This window comes from Nocardioides koreensis, assembly GCF_039531775.1.
Lineage (GTDB): Bacteria > Actinomycetota > Actinomycetes > Propionibacteriales > Nocardioidaceae > Nocardioides > Nocardioides koreensis.
The window spans coordinates 25,190-45,279 of the sequence record NZ_BAAAQR010000014.1 but is presented as its reverse complement, the minus strand read 5'-3'; the positions used below and the strand labels follow the sequence as shown (position 1 = coordinate 45,279).

Annotated in this window: 18 protein-coding genes; 10 read left to right on the top strand and 8 right to left on the bottom strand. The window is 72.4% G+C overall.

The window, feature by feature from the left end:
* Nucleotides 1-50 precede the first annotated feature (50 nt).
* Nucleotides 51-1,385, top strand: a complete 1,335-nt coding sequence (locus tag ABD268_RS19165) for a 3-oxoacyl-ACP reductase (protein ID WP_344156163.1) — start codon at nucleotides 51-53, stop codon at nucleotides 1,383-1,385.
* Nucleotides 1,385-2,287, top strand: coding sequence for a MaoC/PaaZ C-terminal domain-containing protein (locus tag ABD268_RS22845; RefSeq protein WP_425573760.1), 903 nt, complete (start codon nucleotides 1,385-1,387; stop codon nucleotides 2,285-2,287). The genes ABD268_RS19165 and ABD268_RS22845 overlap by 1 nt, the downstream gene beginning before the upstream one ends.
* Nucleotides 2,288-2,289: 2 nt before the next feature.
* On the opposite strand, the gene ABD268_RS19155 is transcribed toward ABD268_RS22845, so the two are convergent.
* Genes ABD268_RS19155 through ABD268_RS19145 form a run of 3 tightly spaced genes read right to left on the bottom strand, consistent with a single transcriptional unit; the run spans nucleotide 2,290 to nucleotide 5,026 of the window.
* Nucleotides 2,290-3,144 (bottom strand): acyl-CoA thioesterase, encoded by an 855-nt coding sequence (locus ABD268_RS19155; RefSeq protein ID WP_344156160.1) that lies wholly within the window; start codon nucleotides 3,142-3,144, stop codon nucleotides 2,290-2,292.
* A gap of 27 nt (nucleotides 3,145-3,171) precedes the next feature.
* Nucleotides 3,172-4,029: an acyl-CoA thioesterase gene (locus tag ABD268_RS19150; RefSeq protein WP_344156157.1), complete on the bottom strand. Its 858-nt coding sequence runs from the start codon at nucleotides 4,027-4,029 to the stop codon at nucleotides 3,172-3,174.
* A gap of 49 nt (nucleotides 4,030-4,078) precedes the next feature.
* Nucleotides 4,079-5,026, bottom strand: coding sequence for a PAC2 family protein (locus tag ABD268_RS19145; protein WP_344156154.1), 948 nt, complete (start codon nucleotides 5,024-5,026; stop codon nucleotides 4,079-4,081).
* A gap of 205 nt (nucleotides 5,027-5,231) precedes the next feature.
* On the opposite strand from ABD268_RS19145, the gene ABD268_RS19140 reads away from it, so the two are divergent.
* The 4 genes from ABD268_RS19140 (at nucleotide 5,232) to ABD268_RS19125 (ending at nucleotide 9,693) form a co-directional block, all read left to right on the top strand.
* Complete coding sequence (locus tag ABD268_RS19140) at nucleotides 5,232-6,470, top strand: thiolase family protein (RefSeq protein WP_344156151.1); 1,239 nt, start codon at nucleotides 5,232-5,234, stop codon at nucleotides 6,468-6,470.
* A gap of 2 nt (nucleotides 6,471-6,472) precedes the next feature.
* Nucleotides 6,473-8,560, top strand: a complete 2,088-nt coding sequence (locus tag ABD268_RS19135; RefSeq protein ID WP_344156149.1) for a 3-hydroxyacyl-CoA dehydrogenase NAD-binding domain-containing protein — start codon at nucleotides 6,473-6,475, stop codon at nucleotides 8,558-8,560.
* Between the two features lie 89 nt (nucleotides 8,561-8,649).
* Nucleotides 8,650-8,973: a putative quinol monooxygenase gene (locus ABD268_RS19130; RefSeq protein ID WP_344156147.1), complete on the top strand. Its 324-nt coding sequence runs from the start codon at nucleotides 8,650-8,652 to the stop codon at nucleotides 8,971-8,973.
* 18 nt (nucleotides 8,974-8,991) lie between these two features.
* Entirely contained in the window at nucleotides 8,992-9,693 is a 702-nt protein-coding gene (locus ABD268_RS19125) for a L,D-transpeptidase family protein (RefSeq protein WP_344156145.1), read from the top strand.
* Here the strand turns inward: ABD268_RS19125 and ABD268_RS19120 are convergent.
* From ABD268_RS19120 to ABD268_RS19100, 5 genes are read right to left on the bottom strand one after another with little or no spacing between them, the layout of a single operon-like run.
* On the bottom strand, nucleotides 9,690-11,189 hold the full coding sequence (locus tag ABD268_RS19120; RefSeq protein ID WP_344156143.1) for an amino acid permease: 1,500 nt from the start codon (nucleotides 11,187-11,189) through the stop codon (nucleotides 9,690-9,692). The genes ABD268_RS19125 and ABD268_RS19120 overlap by 4 nt on opposite strands.
* Nucleotides 11,190-11,206: 17 nt before the next feature.
* On the bottom strand, nucleotides 11,207-12,493 hold the full coding sequence (locus tag ABD268_RS19115) for a hypothetical protein (protein WP_344156140.1): 1,287 nt from the start codon (nucleotides 12,491-12,493) through the stop codon (nucleotides 11,207-11,209).
* 11 nt (nucleotides 12,494-12,504) lie between these two features.
* Nucleotides 12,505-14,433: a 1-deoxy-D-xylulose-5-phosphate synthase gene (gene dxs, locus ABD268_RS19110; protein ID WP_344156137.1), complete on the bottom strand. Its 1,929-nt coding sequence runs from the start codon at nucleotides 14,431-14,433 to the stop codon at nucleotides 12,505-12,507.
* A gap of 57 nt (nucleotides 14,434-14,490) precedes the next feature.
* Complete coding sequence (locus tag ABD268_RS19105; protein WP_344156134.1) at nucleotides 14,491-15,420, bottom strand: SMP-30/gluconolactonase/LRE family protein; 930 nt, start codon at nucleotides 15,418-15,420, stop codon at nucleotides 14,491-14,493.
* A complete protein-coding gene (locus ABD268_RS19100; RefSeq protein WP_344156131.1) occupies nucleotides 15,417-15,845 on the bottom strand; it encodes an NUDIX domain-containing protein in 429 nt (142 codons plus the stop codon). The genes ABD268_RS19105 and ABD268_RS19100 overlap by 4 nt, the downstream gene beginning before the upstream one ends.
* 76 nt (nucleotides 15,846-15,921) lie before the next feature.
* Between ABD268_RS19100 and ABD268_RS19095 the strand changes: the two genes are divergently transcribed.
* The 4 genes from ABD268_RS19095 (at nucleotide 15,922) to ABD268_RS19080 (ending at nucleotide 20,090) form a co-directional block, all read left to right on the top strand.
* Complete coding sequence (locus ABD268_RS19095; RefSeq protein ID WP_344156128.1) at nucleotides 15,922-16,941, top strand: glycosyl hydrolase family 18 protein; 1,020 nt, start codon at nucleotides 15,922-15,924, stop codon at nucleotides 16,939-16,941.
* 347 nt (nucleotides 16,942-17,288) lie between these two features.
* Nucleotides 17,289-18,668, top strand: coding sequence for an HNH endonuclease signature motif containing protein (locus tag ABD268_RS19090; protein WP_344156125.1), 1,380 nt, complete (start codon nucleotides 17,289-17,291; stop codon nucleotides 18,666-18,668).
* A gap of 228 nt (nucleotides 18,669-18,896) precedes the next feature.
* Entirely contained in the window at nucleotides 18,897-19,376 is a 480-nt protein-coding gene (locus ABD268_RS19085; protein WP_344156122.1) for a GNAT family N-acetyltransferase, read from the top strand.
* A 36-nt stretch (nucleotides 19,377-19,412) separates the two neighbouring features.
* On the top strand, nucleotides 19,413-20,090 hold the full coding sequence (locus ABD268_RS19080; RefSeq protein WP_344156119.1) for an endonuclease V: 678 nt from the start codon (nucleotides 19,413-19,415) through the stop codon (nucleotides 20,088-20,090).

Genomic DNA, 20,090 nt, shown 5'->3' with positions numbered 1-20,090 from the left:
CTAGTTACATGATCTTGTTCCCGCCCCGTCTCCAGGAGGACTCGACGTCCATGAGCGACAAGTACCAGGGCTTCGTGCAGTCGCCGGTCGGCAAGCTGCTCGTCAAGAACCTCGGCCTGCCCAACCCCACCCCGTTGGAGCGGTACACCGAGGGCGCACCCCTCGTCGACGGCACCGTGCTCGTGGGCGGGCGCGGCCGGCTCGCCGAGTCGCTCCCGGGCCTGCTCGACCTGCTCGGCATCGCCTCCTCGCAGGCAGCCGCCGAGGGCGAGACCTTCAAGGGCCTGGTCTTCGACGCCACCGGGCTCACCGGCTCGGCCGACCTGCACGCGCTGCGGGACTTCTTCACCCCGGTGCTGCGCAGCCTCGACACCTGCCCGCGCGTGGTCGTGCTCGGCACCCCGCCGGAGAGCGTCGAGGGTGGCGAGCGCGTCGCCCAGCGAGCGCTCGAGGGCTTCACCCGCAGCCTCGGCAAGGAGATCGGCCACGGCGGCACGGTCCAGCTCGCCTACGTCGCCGAGGGCGCCGAGGCGGCGAGCGCGTCCACGCTGGCGTTCCTCCTCTCCCCCAAGTCGGCCTACGTCTCCGGCCAGGTCGTCCGCATCGGCGCGACCGGGACGACGAAGGCCGTCGAGGTCACCGACTGGCAGCGGCCGCTGGAGGGCAAGGTCGCGCTCGTGACCGGGGCCAGCCGCGGCATCGGTGAGCAGATCGCACGGGTGCTGCACCGCGACGGCGCCACGGTCGTCGGCGTCGACGTGCCCCAGGCGGCCAGCGAGCTCCAGGCCCTCATGAGGGAGCTCGACGGCGACCACCTGACCCTCGACATCACCGGCAAGGACGCGCCGCAGCGGATCGCGCACCACCTGAAGGAGAAGCACGGCGGGGTCGACGTCGTGGTCCACAACGCCGGCATCACCCGCGACAAGAAGCTCGCCAACATGGCTGAGGACCGGTGGGACTCGGTGCTGGCGGTCAACCTGATCGCCCCGGAGCGGATCACCCGCGAGCTGCTCGACCAGGGCGTCGTCAACGAGAACGGCCGGATCGTGGGCGTCGCCTCGATCGCCGGGATCGCCGGGAACGTCGGCCAGACCAACTACGCCGCCTCCAAGGCGGGCGTCATCGGGCTGGTGGACTCGCTCGCCGGCGAGATGAAGGACGGCATCACGATCAACGCGGTCGCGCCGGGCTTCATCATCACCCAGATGACCGCGGCGGTGCCGTTCGCGACCCGCGAGGTGGGCCAGCGCATGAACGCCATGTCCCAGGGCGGCCTGCCGGTCGACGTCGCCGAGACCATCGCCTGGTACGCCAACCCCGGCTCCACCGCCGTCAACGGCAACGTGGTCCGGGTCTGCGGCCAGATGATGCTGGGCGCCTGATGGTCTCGACAGGCTCGACCAACGAAGGCAGCGCTCCGCGGGTGGTGGAGGGGTCTCCCCACGCGCTGCCGATGTTGCTGAAGGCCGCGCTCCCGTCCGTGCCGGCGCTGGGCGCGCTGCCCGGGATCCGCAAGCACGGCAGCGAGCTGCCCCACCTGGCCCTGACCCGACACGACGTGCCGATCGACCCAAGCCACGTCGCGGCGTACGCCGAGGTCTGCGGCTTCCCGCGCAAGGACACGGTGCCGCTGACCTACCCGCACCTGCTGGCCTTCGGCCTGCACATGGCGATCATGACCGACACCTCCTTCCCGTTCCCGGCCATCGGGACGGTGCACCTGGAGAACTCCATCACCCAGCACCGGCCGGTCGCCGTCGCCGAGAAGGTGCAGGTCACGGCGCGCGCCGAGAACCTCCGACCGCACGCCAAGGGGCAGGTCTTCGACATGCTCACCACGGTCCACTCGGCCGGCGAGCTGGTGTGGGAGGAGACCTCGACGTTCCTGCGCCGGGGGCGCGGCGACGACGGTGCCGCAGCCGGCAGGTCCTTCCCGGAGGCCCCGCCGACCGGCATCGTCTGGCAGCTGCCGGGCGACCTCGGCCGGCGGTACGCCGCGGTGTCGGGCGACCACAACCCGATCCACCTCTACCCGCTGACCGCGAAGGCACTCGGCTTCCCGCGTCAGATCGCGCACGGCATGTGGAGCAAGGCCCGGTGCGTCGCGATGCTGGAGAACCGCCTCCCGGACGCCGTCCGGGTCGAGGTCGCCTTCAAGAAGCCGGTCCTGCTGCCCGGCCCGGTGGCGTTCGGGTCGCGGCCCCTCGAGGACGGCTACGCGTTCTCCCTGTCCAGCCCGAGGTCCGGCGCCCCGCACCTGGCCGGCCGCACCCAGGGACTCTGAGGTCAGTCGCGGCGCGGGCGGATCAGGCCCTCCTGCGCCGCGCTGGCCACCAGCCGGCCGTCCCGGGTGAACACCCGGGCCAGCGACAGGCCGCGCGCGCCGCCGGCCGACGGCGAGGCCTGGTCGTAGAGCCACCACTCGTCGGCGCGGAACGGCCGGTGGAACCAGAGCGTGTGGTCCAGCGAGGCCATCTGGACCTTCGCCGGGTTGGTGTCGTGCGCCGCGAGCGAGGCGCCCAGCAGGCTCATGTCGCTGGCGTAGGTGAAGGCCGCGAGGTGCACGACCGGGTCGTCGGGGAGCCGGTCGCTGATCCGGACCCACATCCGGGCCCGTGACGGGTGCTCGGGATCCTCGGGCAGACCGCGCCGCGAGGTGCCGAGGTGGCGCGCCTCGAGCGCCGCCCACTCCCGGGCCAGGGCGTCGGCATCGGGGGCCCCGCCGGCCCGCATCAGCCCGATCATGTCGACCCCGTCCTCCGGCGCCGGGACGTCGGGCATCACGTCCTGGTGGTCGAAGCCGTCCTCGGCCTTCTGGAAGCTCGCGGTGAGGTAGTAGATGGGCCGGCCGTGCTGGCGCGCCACGACCCGGCGGGTGGCGAAGGAGCGCCCGTCCCGGATCCGCTCGACGTCGTAGATGATCGGCACCGCGGTGTCGCCGGGCAGCAGGAAGTAGGAGTGCAGCGAGTGCGCGGCGTACCCCTGGTCGACGGTGCGCCCGGCGGCGATCAGCGCCTGGGCGGCCACCTGGCCGCCGTAGACCCGCTGCCGGTCGGTGTCGGCCTGCCGGCCGCGGAACAGGTCGACGTCGAGCTCCTCGAGGTCGAGCAGCTCGAGGAGGTCGCGGGCAACGGTGGGCACGGGGCGGTCCTTCGGTCGGGGTGGCGGTCAGTCGCGGTGGCGGATCAGGCCCTCCTGGGCGACGGTCGCGCCCAGGGTGCCGTCCTGCGTGAAGACCCGGGCCACGGCCAGCCCGCGCCCGCCGGAGGCCGAGGGGCTCTCCTGGTCGTAGAGCCACCACTCGTCGGCGCGGAACGACCGGTGGAACCACACGGTGTGGTCGAGCGAGGCGACCTGCATGCCCGGGCTCGAGATGTTGACGCCGTGCGGCACCAGGGTCGAGCCGAGCAGGGTCATGTCGCTGGCGTAGGTGAAGGCGGCCAGGTGCTGGAGCGGGTCGTCACCCATCTCGCCGTTGACCCGGATCCACAGCCGCGCCCGCGCGGGATGGGCCGGGTCCTCGGGCAGTCCCTGCCGGGAGTTGCCGACGTAGCGCACGTCGAGCGCCGCCCACTCCCGCTCCCACTCCTCGGTGCTTCCGCCGCCACGGGACCGGAACATCGCACCCAGGTCGAGCCCCTCCTCGGGCGGGATCACCTCGGGCATGACGTCCTGGTGCTCGAAGCCCTCCTCGGCCTTCTGGAAGTTCGCGGTGAGGTAGTAGATCGGCCGGCCGTGCTGGCGCGCCACGACCCGGCGGGTGCCGAACGAGCGCCCGTCCCGGAGCCGCTCCACGTCGTAGATGATCGGCACCGCGGTGTCGCCGGGCAGCAGGAAGTAGGAGTGCAGCGAGTGCACGACGTACGCCGGGTCGGTCGTGCGCGCCGCGGCCAGCAGCGCCTGGGCCGCCACCTGGCCGCCGAAGACGCGCTGGAGCGAGGTCTCGGGCTGCCGGCCCCGGAACAGGTTGACGTCGAGGTCCTCGAGGTCGAGCAGGGCGAGGAGTTCGTCGGCGGATGCGGGCACGCAGGCTCCTGGGTCGGGCCGGCGGGGCCGGCGGGTCGGTGGAGGCGGGTCAGGGCTGGTCGGCGTCGGGACCGTCGAGCCCGGCCAGGAACTGCTCGAACTGCTGCCCGATCTCCTCGCCGGTCGGCAGCGGCTGGTCCTCGGCGAGCAGGCTGGAGCCGCTCTCCTCGGCCCGCTCGAAGGCGTCGTACTGCTGCTCGAGGGCGATCACGACGTCGTTGACCTCGTCGTTGGCCGCCAGGTAGCGGGCGATCTCGACCTCGCGCTCCTCGGCCTCGACCAGCAGGTCGGAGAGGTCGATGGTCAGCCGGCCGGCCTTCTCGACGTGCTCGAGCAGCGCCGCTGCGGCCTTGGGGTAGTCGAGCTGGGCGAGGTAGTGCGGGATGTGCGCCACGAAGCCCATCGCCGCGTGCCCCCACTCACCGAGCCGGACCTCCAGCAGCGCCTGGGCACTGCTGGGGATCCGCAGCTCGCCGCGCCAGGCGCTCTCGCCGATCAGCAGCCCGGGGTCGTTGGCGTGGTGGGTGATCGCGATCGGGCGGGTGTGCGGCACCGCCATCGGCACCGAGCCCATGCTGACGACCCGGGTCACGCGGAAGCGCTCGACCACCTCGCGGACGGCCCGGGTGAACGCCTCCCACCGGTTGTCCGGCTCGGGCCCCTGGAGCAGCAGGTACGGCGTGCCGCCGGTGTCGCGCAGCAGCCGCACCACCAGCCGCGGGGCGTCGTACCCCTCGTAGTGGTCGCGGACGAACGACATCGCCGGGCGCCGGGCGCGGTAGTCGTGGAACTGGTCGACGTCGAAGGTCGCCACCACCGGGCCCTCGCCGAGGTCGACGAGGTGCTGGGCCGCGCGGGCGGCGGCGTTGCCCGCGTCGAGGAACCCGTCGAGGACGAGCACCATGGTCAGGGCGCGCTCCTGACCGGGCTCGCCGACGGCGGCGTCGAGCTCGGGCACGTCGTCGACGATGTGCACGAGACGGGGTTCCTGCGACACGGGGAGGTCCTTCCGGGTGGTGGAGCTGTGGCAACGAGGGGCGCGGGTGGGCAGCACCGTCGCTGCCCACGATATTCCCCGGCGTCCCTCCCCGGGGTGGTGGTGACGACACCCACACCGTCACCCCGCTGCCGAGCGTTGTTACCGCAGGGTAACGTTGGCGCGGCACCATCCCCCGCACCCCATCCGTGAGAGGACCACGAGAGTGTCCCGACAGCTGCGAGAGGTCGTCTTCGTCGACGGCGTACGCACCCCGTTCGGCAAGGCCAAGGGCCAGTACGCCGAGACGCGGGCCGACGACCTCGTCATCAAGTGCATCCGCGAGCTCATGCGCCGCAACCCCTCGCTCCCGCCCGAGCGGGTGGACGAGGTGGCCGTGGCCGCCACCACCCAGATCGGCGACCAGGGCCTGACCATCGGCCGCACCGCCGCGCTGCTCTCGGGACTCCCCCAGAGCGTCCCCGGCTTCGCCATCGACCGGATGTGCGCCGGTGCCATGACCGCGGTGACCACGACCGCCTCGGGCATCGCGTTCGGCTCCTACGACGTGGCCATCGCCGGCGGCGTCGAGCACATGGGCCGACACCCGATGGGCGAGGGCGTCGACCCGAACCCGCGGATCCTCTCCGAGCGGATCGTGAACCCCGACGCGCTCGTCATGGGCAAGACCGCCGAGAACCTGCACGACCGCTACCCGACGATCACCAAGGAGCGGGTCGACGCCTACGCGGTCCGCTCCCAGGACAAGACCGCGGCCGCCTACGACGCCGGCAAGATCCAGCCCGACCTGGTCCCGGTCGCCACCCGGTCCGCGGAGCTCGGCTGGGGTCTCGCGAGCACCGACGAGCCGATGCGTCCCGGCACCACGCTCGAGTCGCTGGCCACGCTGAAGACCCCGTTCCGGTCCCACGGCAAGGTCACCGCCGGCAACGCCGCCGGCATCAACGACGGCGCCACCGCGGCCCTGCTCGCCGAGGAGGAGACGGCCCGCGAGCTGGGCCTGCCCATCAAGATGCGGCTGGTGTCCTACTCGTTCGTGGGCGTCGAGCCCGAGGTCATGGGCGCCGGACCGATCCCGGCGACCGAGAAGGCCCTCAAGCAGGCCGGCCTGACCATCGACGACATCCAGGCCTTCGAGGTCAACGAGGCCTTCGCCGTGCAGGTGCTGGCCTTCCTCGAGCACTTCGGCATCGCCGACGACGACGCGCGCGTGAACCCGTACGGCGGCGCCATCGCCATGGGCCACCCGCTCGCGTCCTCGGGCGTGCGGCTGATGTCGCAGCTGGCCCGCCAGTTCGAGGAGCGCCCCGAGGTCCGCTACGGCCTCACCACGATGTGCATCGGCATCGGCATGGGCGGCACCGTGATCTGGGAGAACCCGAACTGGAACGGCTCCTCGGTGGTCGAGCCTGTCGAGACCACGAACGACGGAAAGGGCGCCTGAAGATGACCGCGATCAACGACCTCCTGACGAAGGCCGAGGAGATCTCCTCCGACGCCGAGCGCGTCACCGAGGCCAGGCTCCGCAAGGTCACCCTCCCCGGCGGCGCCGGCGTGATGGGCCTGATCACCCTCGACAACGGCGAGGACCACACCAAGCCGAACACGTTCGGGCCCCGCGGCCTGATCTCGCTCAACACCGCCATCGACGCGGCGCTGGCCGACGACGAGATCACCTCGCTCGGCGTCACCGGCAAGCCGTTCATCCTGGCCGCCGGTGCGGACCTGACCTCGATCGCCGGCGGCGGCCCCAACGGCGTACGCGTGATCGCCGAGCTCGGGCACGCGGTCATGCGCAAGCTGCAGGACGGTGGGAAGCCGTCGTTCGGGTTCGTCAACGGCCTCGCGCTGGGCGGCGGCCTCGAGGTCGCGCTGCACTGCACCTACCGCACCGTGATGGACAGTGCTCCCGCGCTGGGGCTGCCCGAGGTGATGCTCGGCCTGATCCCCGGCTGGGGCGGCGCCTACCTGGTGCCGAACCTGGTCGGCCCCGAGAAGGCCGTGAAGCTGATCCTCGAGAACCCGCTCAACAACGGCAAGACCCTCGGCGGGAAGGCCGCCTTCGAGCTCGGCCTGGCCGACGCCTGCTTCTCCGGCGCCGACTACCTCGAGCAGTCGCTGCTCTGGGCCGCCGACGTGCTGGCCGGGAAGGTCACCGTCGACCGGGCGGAGATCGATCGGGGCGAGTCGTGGGACGCGGCCGTCGCGCACGGCGCCCAGGTCGCCGAGCAGAAGACCGGTGGGGCCAGCCCGGCCGCGAGGACGGCCGTCGAGCTGATCGACGCGGCCCGCGACGGCGACCGCGACGCAGGCTTCGCCCGCGAGGACGACGCCCTCCAGGCGATGTCGCAGACGCCGGAGCTGATCGCGTCGCTCTACGCGTTCGACCTGGTGCAGAAGCGGGCCAAGCGCCCGGCGGGTGCGCCCGACAAGTCGCTGGCCCGCCCGGTCACCAAGGTCGGCATCGTGGGCGCGGGCCTGATGGCCAGCCAGCTCGCACTGCTCTTCGTCCGCCGCCTCGAGGTGCCGGTGGTCCTCACCGACCTCGACCAGGAACGCGTCGACAAGGGCGTGGCCTACGTCCACGGCGAGATCGACAAGCTGCACGCCAAGGGCCGGATCGGCCAGGACAAGGCCAACCGCCACAAGGCGCTGGTCTCCGGCGCGATCGACAAGGGCGAGGTCTTCGCCGACGCCGACTTCGTCATCGAGGCGGTCTTCGAGGAGATGTCGGTCAAGAAGTCGGTCTTCGCGGACGTCGAGAAGGTCGTGTCGCCCGAGTGCATCCTGGCGACCAACACCTCGTCGCTGTCGATCACCGAGATGGCCGCCGACCTCGAGCACCCCGAGCGGGTCGTCGGCTTCCACTTCTTCAACCCGGTCGCGGTGATGCCGCTGCTGGAGATCGTCAAGGGCGGGGCGACCGACGACGCCACGCTGGCGACCGCGTTCGCCACCGGCAAGGCGCTGAAGAAGACCACGATCCTGGTCAAGGACAGCCCGTCCTTCATCGTGAACCGGCTGCTCGGCCGCTTCATGGGCGAGGTCGGCAGGATCGTCGACGAGGGCACCCCGGTGCCGGTCGTGGACGGTGCGTTCGCGGGCGTGGCGCCGATGCCGCCTCATCAGCTGCTGGCGCTCGTGGGGCCGGCGATCGCGCTGCACAACGTGGAGACGCTCGAGCGTGCGTTCCCGGACCGGTTCTACGTGTCCCCCGCGCTCGAGCGCGTGGTGGCGGCGCGGAAGACGTCGTACTACGGCCCCGACGGGGCGCTCGACCCGGAGGTCGAGGCGCTGCTGGAGACCCCGGAGAGCCCGGTCGTGCTCGAGCCTTCCGAGGTCCGCACCCGGGTGCTGTCCGGGCTGGCCGAGGAGGCGCGACTGATGCTCGACGAGGGTGTCGTCGCCGCTCCCGAGGACCTGGACCTGGCGATGATCACCGGCGCGGGCTTCTCGTTCTGGAACGGCGGGCTCACGATGCTGCTGGACCGCGAGGGGCTCGGCGAGAAGGTCAGCGGGAAGAAGTTCCACTGACCTGTCCGACGAACTGACGACCGGCCGGCCCGTAGCATCGGGCCGGCCGGTTGCTTTGTTCGCCCGAGCCTCGCCCAGGAGGAGAGCCGATGATCTTCATCACCGCCAAGTTCCAGGTCCTTCCCGAGCACGCCGAGGCGTGGCCGGAGATCAGCCGGGAGTTCACCGAGGCCACCCGCGCGGAGGACGGCTGCCTGTGGTTCGACTGGTCCCGCAGCCTGGACGACCCCCACGAGTACGTCCTGGTCGAGGCCTTCCGCGACGGCGACGCGGGCGGCGCACACGTGAGCAGCGACCACTTCAAGGCCGCGCAGCAGAAGCTGCCCGGCTACCTGGCCGCGACCCCGAAGATCGTGAGCCAGTCCGTCGACCAGGACGACTGGTCGGAGCTGGGCGAGATGCAGGTCGGCTGACCCGTCCGGGAGGACTCGATGAACCGACTGCTGCCCTGCGTCGCCGCGCTCGTCACCGCGCTGACGCTGGCCCTCGCGGTGGTCCCGGCCGAGGCGGCCGGCCGGCCGTGGGTGGAGAAGGCCCAGCACCGTCTCAACCACCTGGGCTGCCGGGCCGGGCCGGCGGACGGCGAGCTCGGGCCGTGGACCCGCTCGGCGGTGCTCCGGTTCCAGTCGCGGACGGCGCGCCCCCAGACCGGCAAGCTGGACCCGGGCACCCGGAAGCGGTTGTACGCCGAGGCCGCGCCGCACTGCGACCGGCGACCCGTGCCGGCGAAGTCGGGCAAGGGTCGGCGGATCGTGATCAGCCACCGGCAGAACTGGGTGTGGCTCGTCGGCCCGAAGGGCGGCGTCGTCGCCCAGGGCGGGATGGTGGACAACCCGTCGGTGCTGCACGCTGGCATCCACCGCACCGGTTCGTACTGCGGCCGGGCGGCGCGGATCAAGCGCAACTCCACCAGCAGCGGCGAGGTCTGGCTGATGAACTTCGTGCGGTTCGCGCCGTGCGGCGTGGGCTTCCACCGGATCCCGACGTACAAGTCCAACGGCAGGCAGATGCACCCCGACTGGTACCTCGGCACCAACATGACCGAGTCCCACGGGTGCATCCGGCTCAGCCGGGCGCTGTCGCTCAAGGTCTGGAACTTCACCACCCGCCCGACGACGGTGCGGGTCGTCTAGGGAGCGGTGTCGCTGCGCTCCTCCCGCTGCCGGATGCCGACCCGGCTGTGCTGCCGCCCGTAGCCGAAGTACACGACGAAGCCGAGGGCCATCCAGATCACGAAGCGGAGCCAGGTCTCACCGGTCAGGTTGAGCATCAGGTAGACGCACATCAGCACCGCGAGGCCGGCCACGACCGGCGCCGCCGGCGTCCGGAACGCGCGCGGCAGGTCGGGCCGGGTGCGGCGCAGGACCAGCACCCCGACGCTTACCAGCACGAACGCGAACAGGGTGCCGATGCTGACCAGGTTGGCCAGGGTGGCCAGGTCGACCAGCCCGCCGATGGTCGCGACGGCGATGCCGGTGATGATCGTGAAGATGTACGGCGTGCCGAACCTCGGGTGCACCTTGGCCAGGCCACGGGGCAGCAGCCCGTCGCGCGCCATCGCGAAGCCGACCCGGGTCTGGCCGAGGATCAGGATCATCACCACGACGATCAGCCCGATGCAGGCGCCGACGGAGATGAACCGGTCCATCCAGTCCAGCCCCACCGACTCGAAGGCCGTGGCCAGCGGTGCGGCGTCGGCCGGGTCGATCTTCGTGTAGCTCTGCATGCCGGTGATGACCAGGCTGACGGCCATGTAGAGCACGGTCACGATGGCGAGGGAGCCGAGGATCCCGCGGGGCACGTCGCGCTGGGGGTTCTTCGCCTCCTCCGCCGTGGTGGCCACGACGTCGAAGCCGATGAACGCGAAGAACACGATCGCGGCCCCGGACCAGACGCCCGCGATGCCGTAGACCGCCGGGTCGATGCCGAGCAGGGAGCTGATCAGCGTGGACTGCAGGAAGCCGCCCTCGCCCGCCGGGGACGGCTGGGAGGGCGGCACGAACGGTGTGTAGTTGCCGGTGTCGATGTAGCTGATGCCGAAGATGATGACCGCCGCGACGACGAGGAGCTTGATCGCCACGATGATCTGGTTGATCCGGCTGGACAGCTTGATCCCGGCGACCAGCACCGCGGTCACGAGCAGCGAGATGACGATCGCGGGCAGGTCCACGGTCCCGTCGGCCGCGGAGCCGAGCGAGGTGGGCACCTCGAACGGCGTACCGTCGACGACCTGCTGGTAGTAGCCGGAGAAGCCGGTCGCCAGGGCCGAGGCGCCGATCGTGAACTCCAGGGCCAGGTCCCAGCCGATGATCCAGGCGATCAGCTCGCCGAAGGTCGCGTAGCTGAACGTGTAGGCGCTGCCGGCGACCGGGACCGTCGAGGCGAACTCGGCGTAGCACAGCGCCGCGAACGCGCAGGCGAGCCCGGCGATGGCGAAGGAGATCGCCACGGCCGGGCCGGCGTTGGACGCGGCCACGGTTCCGGTGAGCACGAAGATGCCGGCACCGATGATGACACCCACGCCGAAGACGGTGAGGTCGAGGGCGCCGAGGCTCTTCTTCAACCGGTGCTCGGGATCTTCGGTCTCGGAGATGGAGTACTCGACGGTCTTGGTGCGGAACACGTCCATGAAGGGACGGTAGCGGCTCAGGACCGCTGCCGACGAGCCCCGATTTCGTCCGGGCCGAAGGTGGCCTCGATCATCCGGCCCGCCTTCCCCGCGAGATCCTGCGAGGTCAGGCCCAGCCGCTCCTCGAGGATCCGGTCGGGGTCGGCACCGGGCTGGTCCATGGCGTCCAGCAGGTCCCACAGCGCGCCGTCGCCGAATGCTTCCGCGACGTACTGGCACGCCCACCAGGCCACCGCGTAGTGCACCCCGGACTCGGCGTCGTTGAACGTCGCGTCCTCGGGCAGGTCCTCGACCCCGGCCCGCGCCTGCCGCACCGCGGCCTCGGGGACCAGCCGGTCCTGGGGCGCCATCGGCTGCACCGAGACCAGCTCCGCGATGCCCTCGCTGAGCCACACCGGCGCCCGGTCGTCGTGCCGGCCGACGGCCACGTGGGTGACCTCGTGACGGATCAGCCGGTCGCGCTCGGGGGCGCCCCGGTCGAGCATCCGCGGGTTCAGCACCACCCGGGTGGCCGCCACCGGGCCACCCGGCGCCGAGGCCACGCTGAACGCCACCGCGTCGAGGCTGGCCGGGTCGTCGCCCGGCACGCCCTCCAGCGAGGTCAGGAAGTCGGTGTCCGACGGGGCGTAGACAACGACCGAGTGCGGCCAGGAGTAGGGCACGGCCGCGGCCACGGAGCCGATCGCCGACTCGGTCGAGGAGACGATCGCGCGGGCGGAGCCGATGCTGCCCTCGTCGAAGATCCCCAGCACGCCGTAGCCCTCGCGCACCTGCACCGGGCCGGCGTCCCAGGGCTGGGCCTGCACGTGGTGCGCCCGCTCCCAGGCCGGGTCGGTCGTCGAGGCCAGGAGGTACCGGCCCGGGCGGTGGCCGGGCGTGAACCGGAAGCGGTCCGGGGCGGTGACCGGACGGTCGTCGTACCCGTCGAGCTGCATCCTCCGCCCGACCACCACCCAGTAGTCCTTGCCGTCCCGGACCAGGGTGCTGCGGTCCAGGTCGTAGCCGAACCGGGCCAGCGGCAGCTGCGCCACGTTGGCGAACCAGGTGCGCTGCTCGCGCAGGAACGCCGGCCTGCCCGCGGCCAGCCCGGACTCGAACGCCTGCGCGTCCCCACGGCGTACGGCCGCGGCGCGGCGGGTGAGCGCCCGCTCGAGGCCGTGCAGCACGTCCGGCGCGGGGTGGGCCGCCGGCGAGGGGGGCGCACTCTCGGCGTCGTCGCGGCAGGCGGAGAGCGCGCCGCCGAGGACGACCAGCACCAGGACCGCGGACAGCAGGCGCCCGGGCGGCCGGTGCGGGCGTCGCATCGCGGTGCGGCCTACAGCGGCTGGTCGGAGTCGACCAGCGACTCCCCCGGGGTCAGGTCGTTGATGCGGTGCGTCGAGCCCGTCGAGATGTCCTCGACGATCGAGAGCGCCAGGGCCTGTGGGGTCAGGCCGATCCGCTCGAGGATGACGGCGCGCTTCGCGTGGTCGAGGAACTGCTGGGGGATGCCGTGCAGGCGGAACGGCGTGGTGACCCCGGCCTCGTTGAGCGTCTGGAGCAGCACCGCGCCGCAGCCGCCCACCTTGCCGTTGTCCTCGATGCTGACCACGAGCCGGTGCTCGCGGGCCAGGTCGACGATCGCGGGGTCGACCGGCATCACCCAGCGCGGGTCGACGACGGTCACGCCGATGCCCTGGGCGACCAGCCGGTCGGCGACGTCGACGGCGGTGGTGGCCATCGAGCCGACCGCCACGATCAGCACGTCCTTGGTGCCGGTGCGGACCAGCACGTCCGCGCCGCCGGCCCTGCCGACCGCCGGCACGTCCTCGGGCGGCGGGCCCTTGGGGAAGCGGACCACCGTCGGGGCGTCGTCGACCTCGACGGCCTCGTTGAGCACCTCACGCAGCCGGGTGGCGTCGCGCGGCGCGGCCAGCCGCAGGCCCGGCACGACCTGCAGGATCGACATGTCCCACATGCCGTTGTGGGAGGCGCCGTCGTCGCCGGTCACCCCGGCGCGGTCGAGCACGAAGGTGACGCCGCACTTGTGCAGCGCCACGTCCATGAGCACCTGGTCGAAGGCGCGGTTGAGGAAGGTGGCGTAGACCGCGACCACCGGGTGCAGGCCACCGAGTGCGAGGCCCGCGGCCGACGTGGCGGCGTGCTGCTCGGCGATGCCGACGTCGAAGGTGCGGTCGGGGAAGCGGGCCTGGAAGTGGTGCAGCCCCACCGGGTGCACCATCGCGGCCGTGATCGCCACGACGTCCTTGCGGCGCTGGCCGATCTGGACGATCTCGTCGGCGAAGACGTCGGTCCAGATCCGGCCCTTGGGGATCTCCTCGCCGCTGTCCACGTCGAACGGGCCGGGCGAGTGGAACTGGTCCGCCTCGTGGCGCTCCGCCGCGTCGTACCCGAAGCCCTTGCGGGTCAGCGCGTGCACGATGACCGGGCCGTCGAACCGCTTGGCCTGGGCGAGCACGTGCTCCATCGCGGCGCGGTCGTGCCCGTCGACCGGGCCGACGTACTTCAGGCCGAGGTCCTCGAAGAGGCCCTGCGGCGCGAGCGCGTCCTTGAGCCCCTTCTTCATCGCGTGCAGGGCGTCGTACGCCGCGGGGCCGACGCCCTTCACGGCGGTGAGGCGGCGCTTGACCATGTCGAGGACGTGCTCGTAGCGCGGGTTGGTGCGCAGCCCGGTGAGCGCGTTCGCGAGGCCGCCGATGGTCGGGGTGTAGGAGCGGCCGTTGTCGTTGACGACGATCACCAGCTTGCTGGAGTTGGCGATCGCGATGTTGTTCAGCGCCTCCCAGGCCATGCCGCCGGTGAGCGCGCCGTCGCCGATGACCGCCACCACGTGCCGGTCCTCGCCGCGGATCGCGTAGGCCTTGGCCAGCCCGTCGGCGTAGCTCAGCGCGGTGGAGGCGTGGGAGTTCTCGACGATGTCGTGGGGCGACTCCGCCTGGCTCGGGTAGCCGCTGACGCCACCCTCCTGGCGGAGCTTCTCGAAGCCGGCCATGCGGCCGGTCAGCAGCTTGTGGACGTAGGCTTGGTGGCCGGTGTCGAAGACCACCCGGTCCCGCGGGGAGTCGAAGACCCGGTGGATCGCCATGGTCAGCTCCACCACACCGAGGTTGGGGCCGAGGTGGCCACCGGTGCGCGAGCACGTCTCGACCAGGAAGTCCCGGATCTCCGTGGCCAGGGTGTCGAGCTGGTCCTCAGAGAGGCCGTTCAGGTCCTCCGGGGTCGCGATCGACTCCAGCAAGCCCATGGGTCCTCCGGTTCTCTCGGGTGAATGCTGCCGACCGTTCACTGTATCCGGGGACCCTCAGAGAGTCAGAACCGCGACGGCCGGCTCCTCCAGGCTGCCCAGCCAGACCCGACCCTCGTGCTCGCGCACACCGGTGGCCATGTGGTAGCCGTCGGGCCGCGCGTCGCAGTCGTGCACGAGGCGGCCGGAGTCGTCGTACGCCTGCACGCGCACGGTCTGCCTCGGCTTCGGCTGGAGCCGCTCGGGGATCCGCGTGACCTGGCGCCGCAGCCAGCGCGGGCCGGCCTGGAGCCGCTCCACCAGCGGGTCGCGGGGTGAGGCGATCGTCACCCAGATCAGCCCGTCGCTGCCGCGGGCGATGTTGTCCGGGTAGCCCGGGAGGTCCTCGACCAGGAAGTCCTGCTGGCCGGCCCGCTCCCCCGCGAGCCAGAGGCGTACGACGCTGCGCGCGGCCGTCTGGGCGACGGCCACGAAGTCCTCGGCCCGGCTCAACGCCACGCCGTTGGCGAAGGCGAGCCCCTCGAGGACGACGTCGACCTGCCCGTCCGCACGCCGGTGCAGCAGCCGCCCGGTCCGGGTGTCCTGCACGAAGTCGTCCTTCCAGCGCTCGATCCCGAAGTGCGCGGAGGAGTCGGAGAACCAGAGGTCGCCACCGCTCGCGATCGCGGCGTTGTTGCAGAACATCATCGGGCGCCCGCCCACCTGCTCGACCAGGGGCTCGACCGCGCCGGTGGCCGGGTCGACCCGCAGCACGCCGCGGTGCGCGTCGCAGACCAGCAGCCGGCCGTCGGGGTCCATCTCGATCCCGAGGGGGCGGCCGCCGGTGTGGGCCACCCGGTCGATCCGGCGGGCGTCGTGGCTGACCCGGAAGATGCTGCCGTCCGCCGTACCGGTGAAGACCGCGCCCTCGTCGCGGCCGCGGGTGCCGACGACGACGTCCTCGGCGCCGGGGCCGGGTACGGGGACGACGGTGAGGGCCTGGGTCATCGGGTCAGCCTCCGGTAGTGGTCGGACTCGAGGAACGCGGGCACGATCCTGAGCGCGGTCGGGCTGAGGTCGAGGGTGGGCACGACCGCTGGCTCGACGAACACGATCTGGCGCCCCTCCCCCAGCACGACGTCGTCGTCGGTCAACGCCGTGGCGCCGACGAAGACCTGCATCGTGTCGACGGATCCGTAGGCCTCGTGGACGATCTCGATCTCGGTCCAGAGCTCCAGCTCGTGGAGATCCATGCGGATTCCGGTCTCCTCCTCGAGCTCGCGCAGCGCCCCGACGTGGTACTCCTCCCCCGGCTCGAGGTGGCCGCCGCACAGGCTCCACTTCTCCGGGTCGATGGCCGGGTGCTCGTCGCGCTCCTGGAGCAGCACCCAGCCTCGACGGTCGACGAGGATCACGCCTGCGAACCGTTGCACGCCGCCAACCTAGCCGTCCCGGCCCGACCCGGCCTGTCGCCGCCGCGCCACGCCGCCGCCGTGCCAGTCTGGCGCCGTGCTCCACCGCAGGAACCTCGGGATCCTGGCCACGGCGCTGGCCATCACCATCGGTGCGTCCGCGCCCTCCGCGACGGGCAGCCTCGCGCAGCCTGCTGGCCGGGCCGCCCCACCGGCCGTGACCGGCTACATCCTCGAGGGCTCCTCCGACCGGATCGTCGACCGCGACGCCGCAGCCCTGACCACCCTCGGTGTCGCCGACCTGACACTCGCCCCGAGCGGGAAGGGCGTGACCGCCCCCTCGGCGCAGGCGCTGCGGCTGCTCGGCACGGCTCACGACCACGGCGTGCGGGCCGAGCCGCTGTTCAGCAACTGGAGCAACCGGCTCGGGGCGTTCGACACCCGCGCGGTTTCCCGGCTGCTGCGCCACGAGGGCCGGGTGCGCCGCGTGGCGGCGCGGCTGGCGTCGTACGTCTCCGACCAGGGGTGGGACGGGCTCAACGTCGACCTCGAGCGGCTGCGGCCCGCGGACGGGCCGGGGCTGGTGCTGCTGCTCCGGGAGCTCCAGACCCGGATGCCCGTCGAACGCACGGTGTCGGTGGACCTGAGCGCCTCCACCTCGGTGCGCGGGTACCGCGCCCTCGGCTACCGGCTCGGGCCGCTCGGCCAGGTCGCTGACACCGTCGTGCTGATGGCCTACGACCAGCACGGCGCCGGCTGGTCCGGGCCCGGACCCGTCGGTGCGCTGACGTGGCAGCGACGCGCGCTCGCGGCGCTCACGACAAAGGTGCCGATGTCGAAGGTCGACCTCGGGGTCGCCGGCTACGGCTACACCTGGCCACGCAACCGCACCGGCCACATGGTCACCCTCGAGGGCGCCCGCCGGCTGGTGCGCGAGGACGGCGCCCGGGCGGTCTGGAAGGCCAGGCCCGGCGAGTGGACGGCGCGGCTCTCCAACGGAACCGTGCTCTGGTGGTCCGACGGCCGCTCCTACGACCTGCGCCACGACCTCGCCGTCCGGCGGGGTACGCATGGCCTCGCGCTGTGGCGGCTCGGCTCCGCCGACGCGCTGCGCTGAGGCAGGCCCGAGCTCGCCCGGTGGTCGAGCGTCCCTCGGTGGTCGAGCGTCCCTCGGTGGTCGAGCTTGTCGAGACCACGCCGGGCGTCGAGCCTCGAGACCCCCGCCGGCGGCCGGCGGCTCGTCGATGGTTGCGGTCTATCGCATCTACGGGGATCGGGTACGCCGGGGGTTGCAGTCAGCGCCCGGCGCACGGGTCGCCCCCGCTGGTCGAACTTCTCTCGGTGGTCGAGCTTGTCGAGACCACGCCATCCCGGTCGAGAAGTTTACTTTCCGCTTTCCCCAGACCCGCTCAACCACGCGGTTTCCGGGGCCGGACTGTCGGTGCCCGATGCTTGGATTGATCCATGCTCGAGGTGGACGCGATGGGACAGCCGGTGGTGGTCGAGGACCTCGACGCCGACTGGCTCCTCGCGCTGCTCGACGACGCCAAGATCGCCGCCCGGGTCGCGGAGCGGAGCAAGCTCCGGCTGGCCGCGCAGTGGTGCGTGCGGCACCCCGCCACCGTCGACACCGGGGTGGCGACCTGGGCCGGCGACTCGCTGCCCGGGGTCCTGAACGTCGACGAGTCGCTGGGCGGGGAGGGCACCCCGGCGGTGTCCGCGTTCGCACCCGAGCCGGTCGCCGCCGCCCTCGGGGTGTCCACGATGTCCGGGATGAAGCTGATCGCCGACGCCCTCGACCTCCAGCACCGGCTCCCCCGGATCTGGCGGCTCGTCGAAGACCTGACCGTGGACCCGTGGAAGGCCCGACACGTCGCCCAGGCCACCCACCCGCTGTCCCGCGAGGCCGCCGGCTACGTCGACGCCCGGCTCGCCCCGAAGCTGGCCTCCTGCGGGTTCGCCGCGATCCAGACCGCGGTCGCGATGGCGATCGCCAAGTACCACCCCGAGCTCCTCGAGCAGCGCGAGAAGACCGGCAAGAAGGGCTGGCACGTCACCCTGCGCCACCCCGCCCCCGGCGACGCCGACGGCACCAGCTACCTCGACGTGGCCGGCGACACCCTCGACCTGACCGCGTTCCACGACCTGGTCTGCGAACAGGCCGCCGCGCTCAAGGCCCTCGGCGACACCGACGAGCTGGAGGTCCGCAAGGCCAAGGCGCTGGGCGCCATCGCCTCCCAGCAGGCCACCCTCGACCTCACCGCCCTGATCGGCGACGGCGACGACGACCCGGTGGTCGAGCCTGTCGAGACCAGCACGCCCAGCCGGCGGCCGCGGACCGTGCTCTACGCGCACGCCTCGCTCACCGACCTCCTCCACCTCAACAGCACTCTCGAAGACAACACCGCGGTCGGTCAGGTGGAGAAGCTCGGCCCGGCCACCCTCGAGAAGCTCCGCGACTGGGTCGGCAGATCCGACGTGGTCATCCGGCCGGTCCTCGACCTGAACCGGTGTCCCGCGGTGGACGGGCACGACCCGTCCGAGGAGATCCGCGAGATCGTGATTCTCCGCGACGGCCACTGCGTCTTCCCCTGGTGCAACGTCGACGCCCGCGCCACCGACCTGGACCACATCGACCCCTACTTCCCGATGGACGAGGGCGGCCCACCCGGCCAGACCAACCCACACAACCTCGCCTGCCTCTGCAGACGACACCACCGCTGCAAGACCAGCGGACGCTGGCGCTACCGACGCAGACCCGACGGCACCTACGAATGGCACGGCCCCCACGGCCGCTCCTACCTGGTCACCCCACTCGGCACCCTCGAGCTCCCCACCAACTGAGCACCCACCGAGTCAGCAGGCTCCACCACCCGGACACCGGGCGCTGGAGCCTGCCAGCACGCCCTGGTGCGACGCCCACCGTCCGGCTGGCCGTGCACGGACGCCGGGCAGTTCAGCCCACGGCCGAGCCGATCCCCGCCTGACGCCCAGCAGGCCGGGTCCAACTGCCTCCGTTCGGGTCACCGCGGGTCGGCGCACCGCACGCCCTCCGCAGGACATGATCGAGGCATGCACGTCCGACCAGCGACCGATGCCGACCTGGACGAGCTGGTCGACGTGCAGGGAGAGGCGTCGGTGGTGGCGCTGGCCCACGTGTTCCCGCAGGCGACTCACCCGTTCCCACGGGCCGCAATCCTGGGGCGATGGCGTGCCGAGCTGCACGACCCTGGTGTCGCCGTCTACGTCTCGACCGATCAGGACGAGCGCATCACAGGATTCGCCGCCCGGCGAGGCGATGAGCTCCTGCACTTCGGCACGGCCGTCGGCACGTGGGGCAGCGGACTGGCAGGTGTTCTCCACGACGCCCTGGTCGCCACCTACCCGCACGAGCTGGACCGGATCTGGCTGCGCGTCTTCGACGAGAACCACCGTGCCCGCCGGTTCTGGGAGAAGCAGGGCTGGCGGCCGAACGGCCGCACGTCGCGATCACCGTTCGCGCCGCATCCGGTCCTCGCCGAGTACGAGCTCCACCTGTCCGCGCACTCATAGCCCTGCCACCGAGCAGCCCCGGGTCACGATGGAGGCATGTGGCCCACGGACGAGGAGTCGCTGGTCGCTCGGCAGCGGGAGCTGGCGGCGACTCCGGCCGAGCCCTGGACGCCGCCGGATGAAGGCCTCCGCACCGGCGGATGCTGGGTGTGCTTCGCGCGCGGCCAGGCCGGCCCCGGCAGTGCCGGGGACCCCGCCTGGACCGCGTCCGTGGCGATGCGCGAGGGCCGGGTGCTGGAGCAGCACGTGATCCGCGGAGCCGCGGGGGCGGCGTACGTGCCGGGGCTGCTGGCGCTGAGGCTCGGAGCGCTCATGGAGCAGGCGGTGCGCGCCCTGGCGGGGCGTCCGGACGTGCTGCTCGTCGACGCGACCGGGCGCGACCATCCCCACCGGGCCGGGCTGGCGCTGCACCTGGGCGCGGAGCTCGCGATGCCCACGGTGGGCGTGACGCACCGCCCGCTGCGCGCCGAGGGCCCGTGGCCGGCCGACCGACGCGGCGCCACCAGCCCGCTGCGCCTCGGCGACGAGGTCGTCGCGTGCTGGCTGCGCACCCGGCCCGGGGTACGCCCGCTGGTGGTGCATCCCGGCTGGCGGGTGGACCTCCACACCGCCGTCGCGCTGGTCAGCGGCGCGGCGCGCCGGCGTACCCCCGAGCCGCTGCGCCGGGCCCGCCAAGCGGCCCGGGAGGCCCGCTCACGCGCCGACGTGCGCTGA

Excerpts from the sequence above, each read along its gene's own strand:
- ABD268_RS19115 (WP_344156140.1), bottom strand. The coding sequence starts at position 12,493 with ATGCGACGCCCGCACCGGCCGCCCGGGCGCCTGCTGTCCGCGGTCCTG.
- ABD268_RS19105 (WP_344156134.1), bottom strand. The coding sequence starts at position 15,420 with ATGACCCAGGCCCTCACCGTCGTCCCCGTACCCGGCCCCGGCGCCGAG.
- ABD268_RS19080 (WP_344156119.1), top strand. The coding sequence starts at position 19,413 with ATGTGGCCCACGGACGAGGAGTCGCTGGTCGCTCGGCAGCGGGAGCTG.
- ABD268_RS19165 (WP_344156163.1), top strand. The coding sequence starts at position 51 with ATGAGCGACAAGTACCAGGGCTTCGTGCAGTCGCCGGTCGGCAAGCTG.
- ABD268_RS19120 (WP_344156143.1), bottom strand. The coding sequence starts at position 11,189 with ATGGACGTGTTCCGCACCAAGACCGTCGAGTACTCCATCTCCGAGACC.
- ABD268_RS19125 (WP_344156145.1), top strand. The coding sequence starts at position 8,992 with ATGAACCGACTGCTGCCCTGCGTCGCCGCGCTCGTCACCGCGCTGACG.
- ABD268_RS19085 (WP_344156122.1), top strand. The coding sequence starts at position 18,897 with ATGCACGTCCGACCAGCGACCGATGCCGACCTGGACGAGCTGGTCGAC.
- ABD268_RS19135 (WP_344156149.1), top strand. The coding sequence starts at position 6,473 with ATGACCGCGATCAACGACCTCCTGACGAAGGCCGAGGAGATCTCCTCC.
- ABD268_RS19130 (WP_344156147.1), top strand. The coding sequence starts at position 8,650 with ATGATCTTCATCACCGCCAAGTTCCAGGTCCTTCCCGAGCACGCCGAG.
- ABD268_RS19090 (WP_344156125.1), top strand. The coding sequence starts at position 17,289 with ATGCTCGAGGTGGACGCGATGGGACAGCCGGTGGTGGTCGAGGACCTC.
- dxs (WP_344156137.1), bottom strand. The coding sequence starts at position 14,433 with ATGGGCTTGCTGGAGTCGATCGCGACCCCGGAGGACCTGAACGGCCTC.
- ABD268_RS22845 (WP_425573760.1), top strand. The coding sequence starts at position 1,385 with ATGGTCTCGACAGGCTCGACCAACGAAGGCAGCGCTCCGCGGGTGGTG.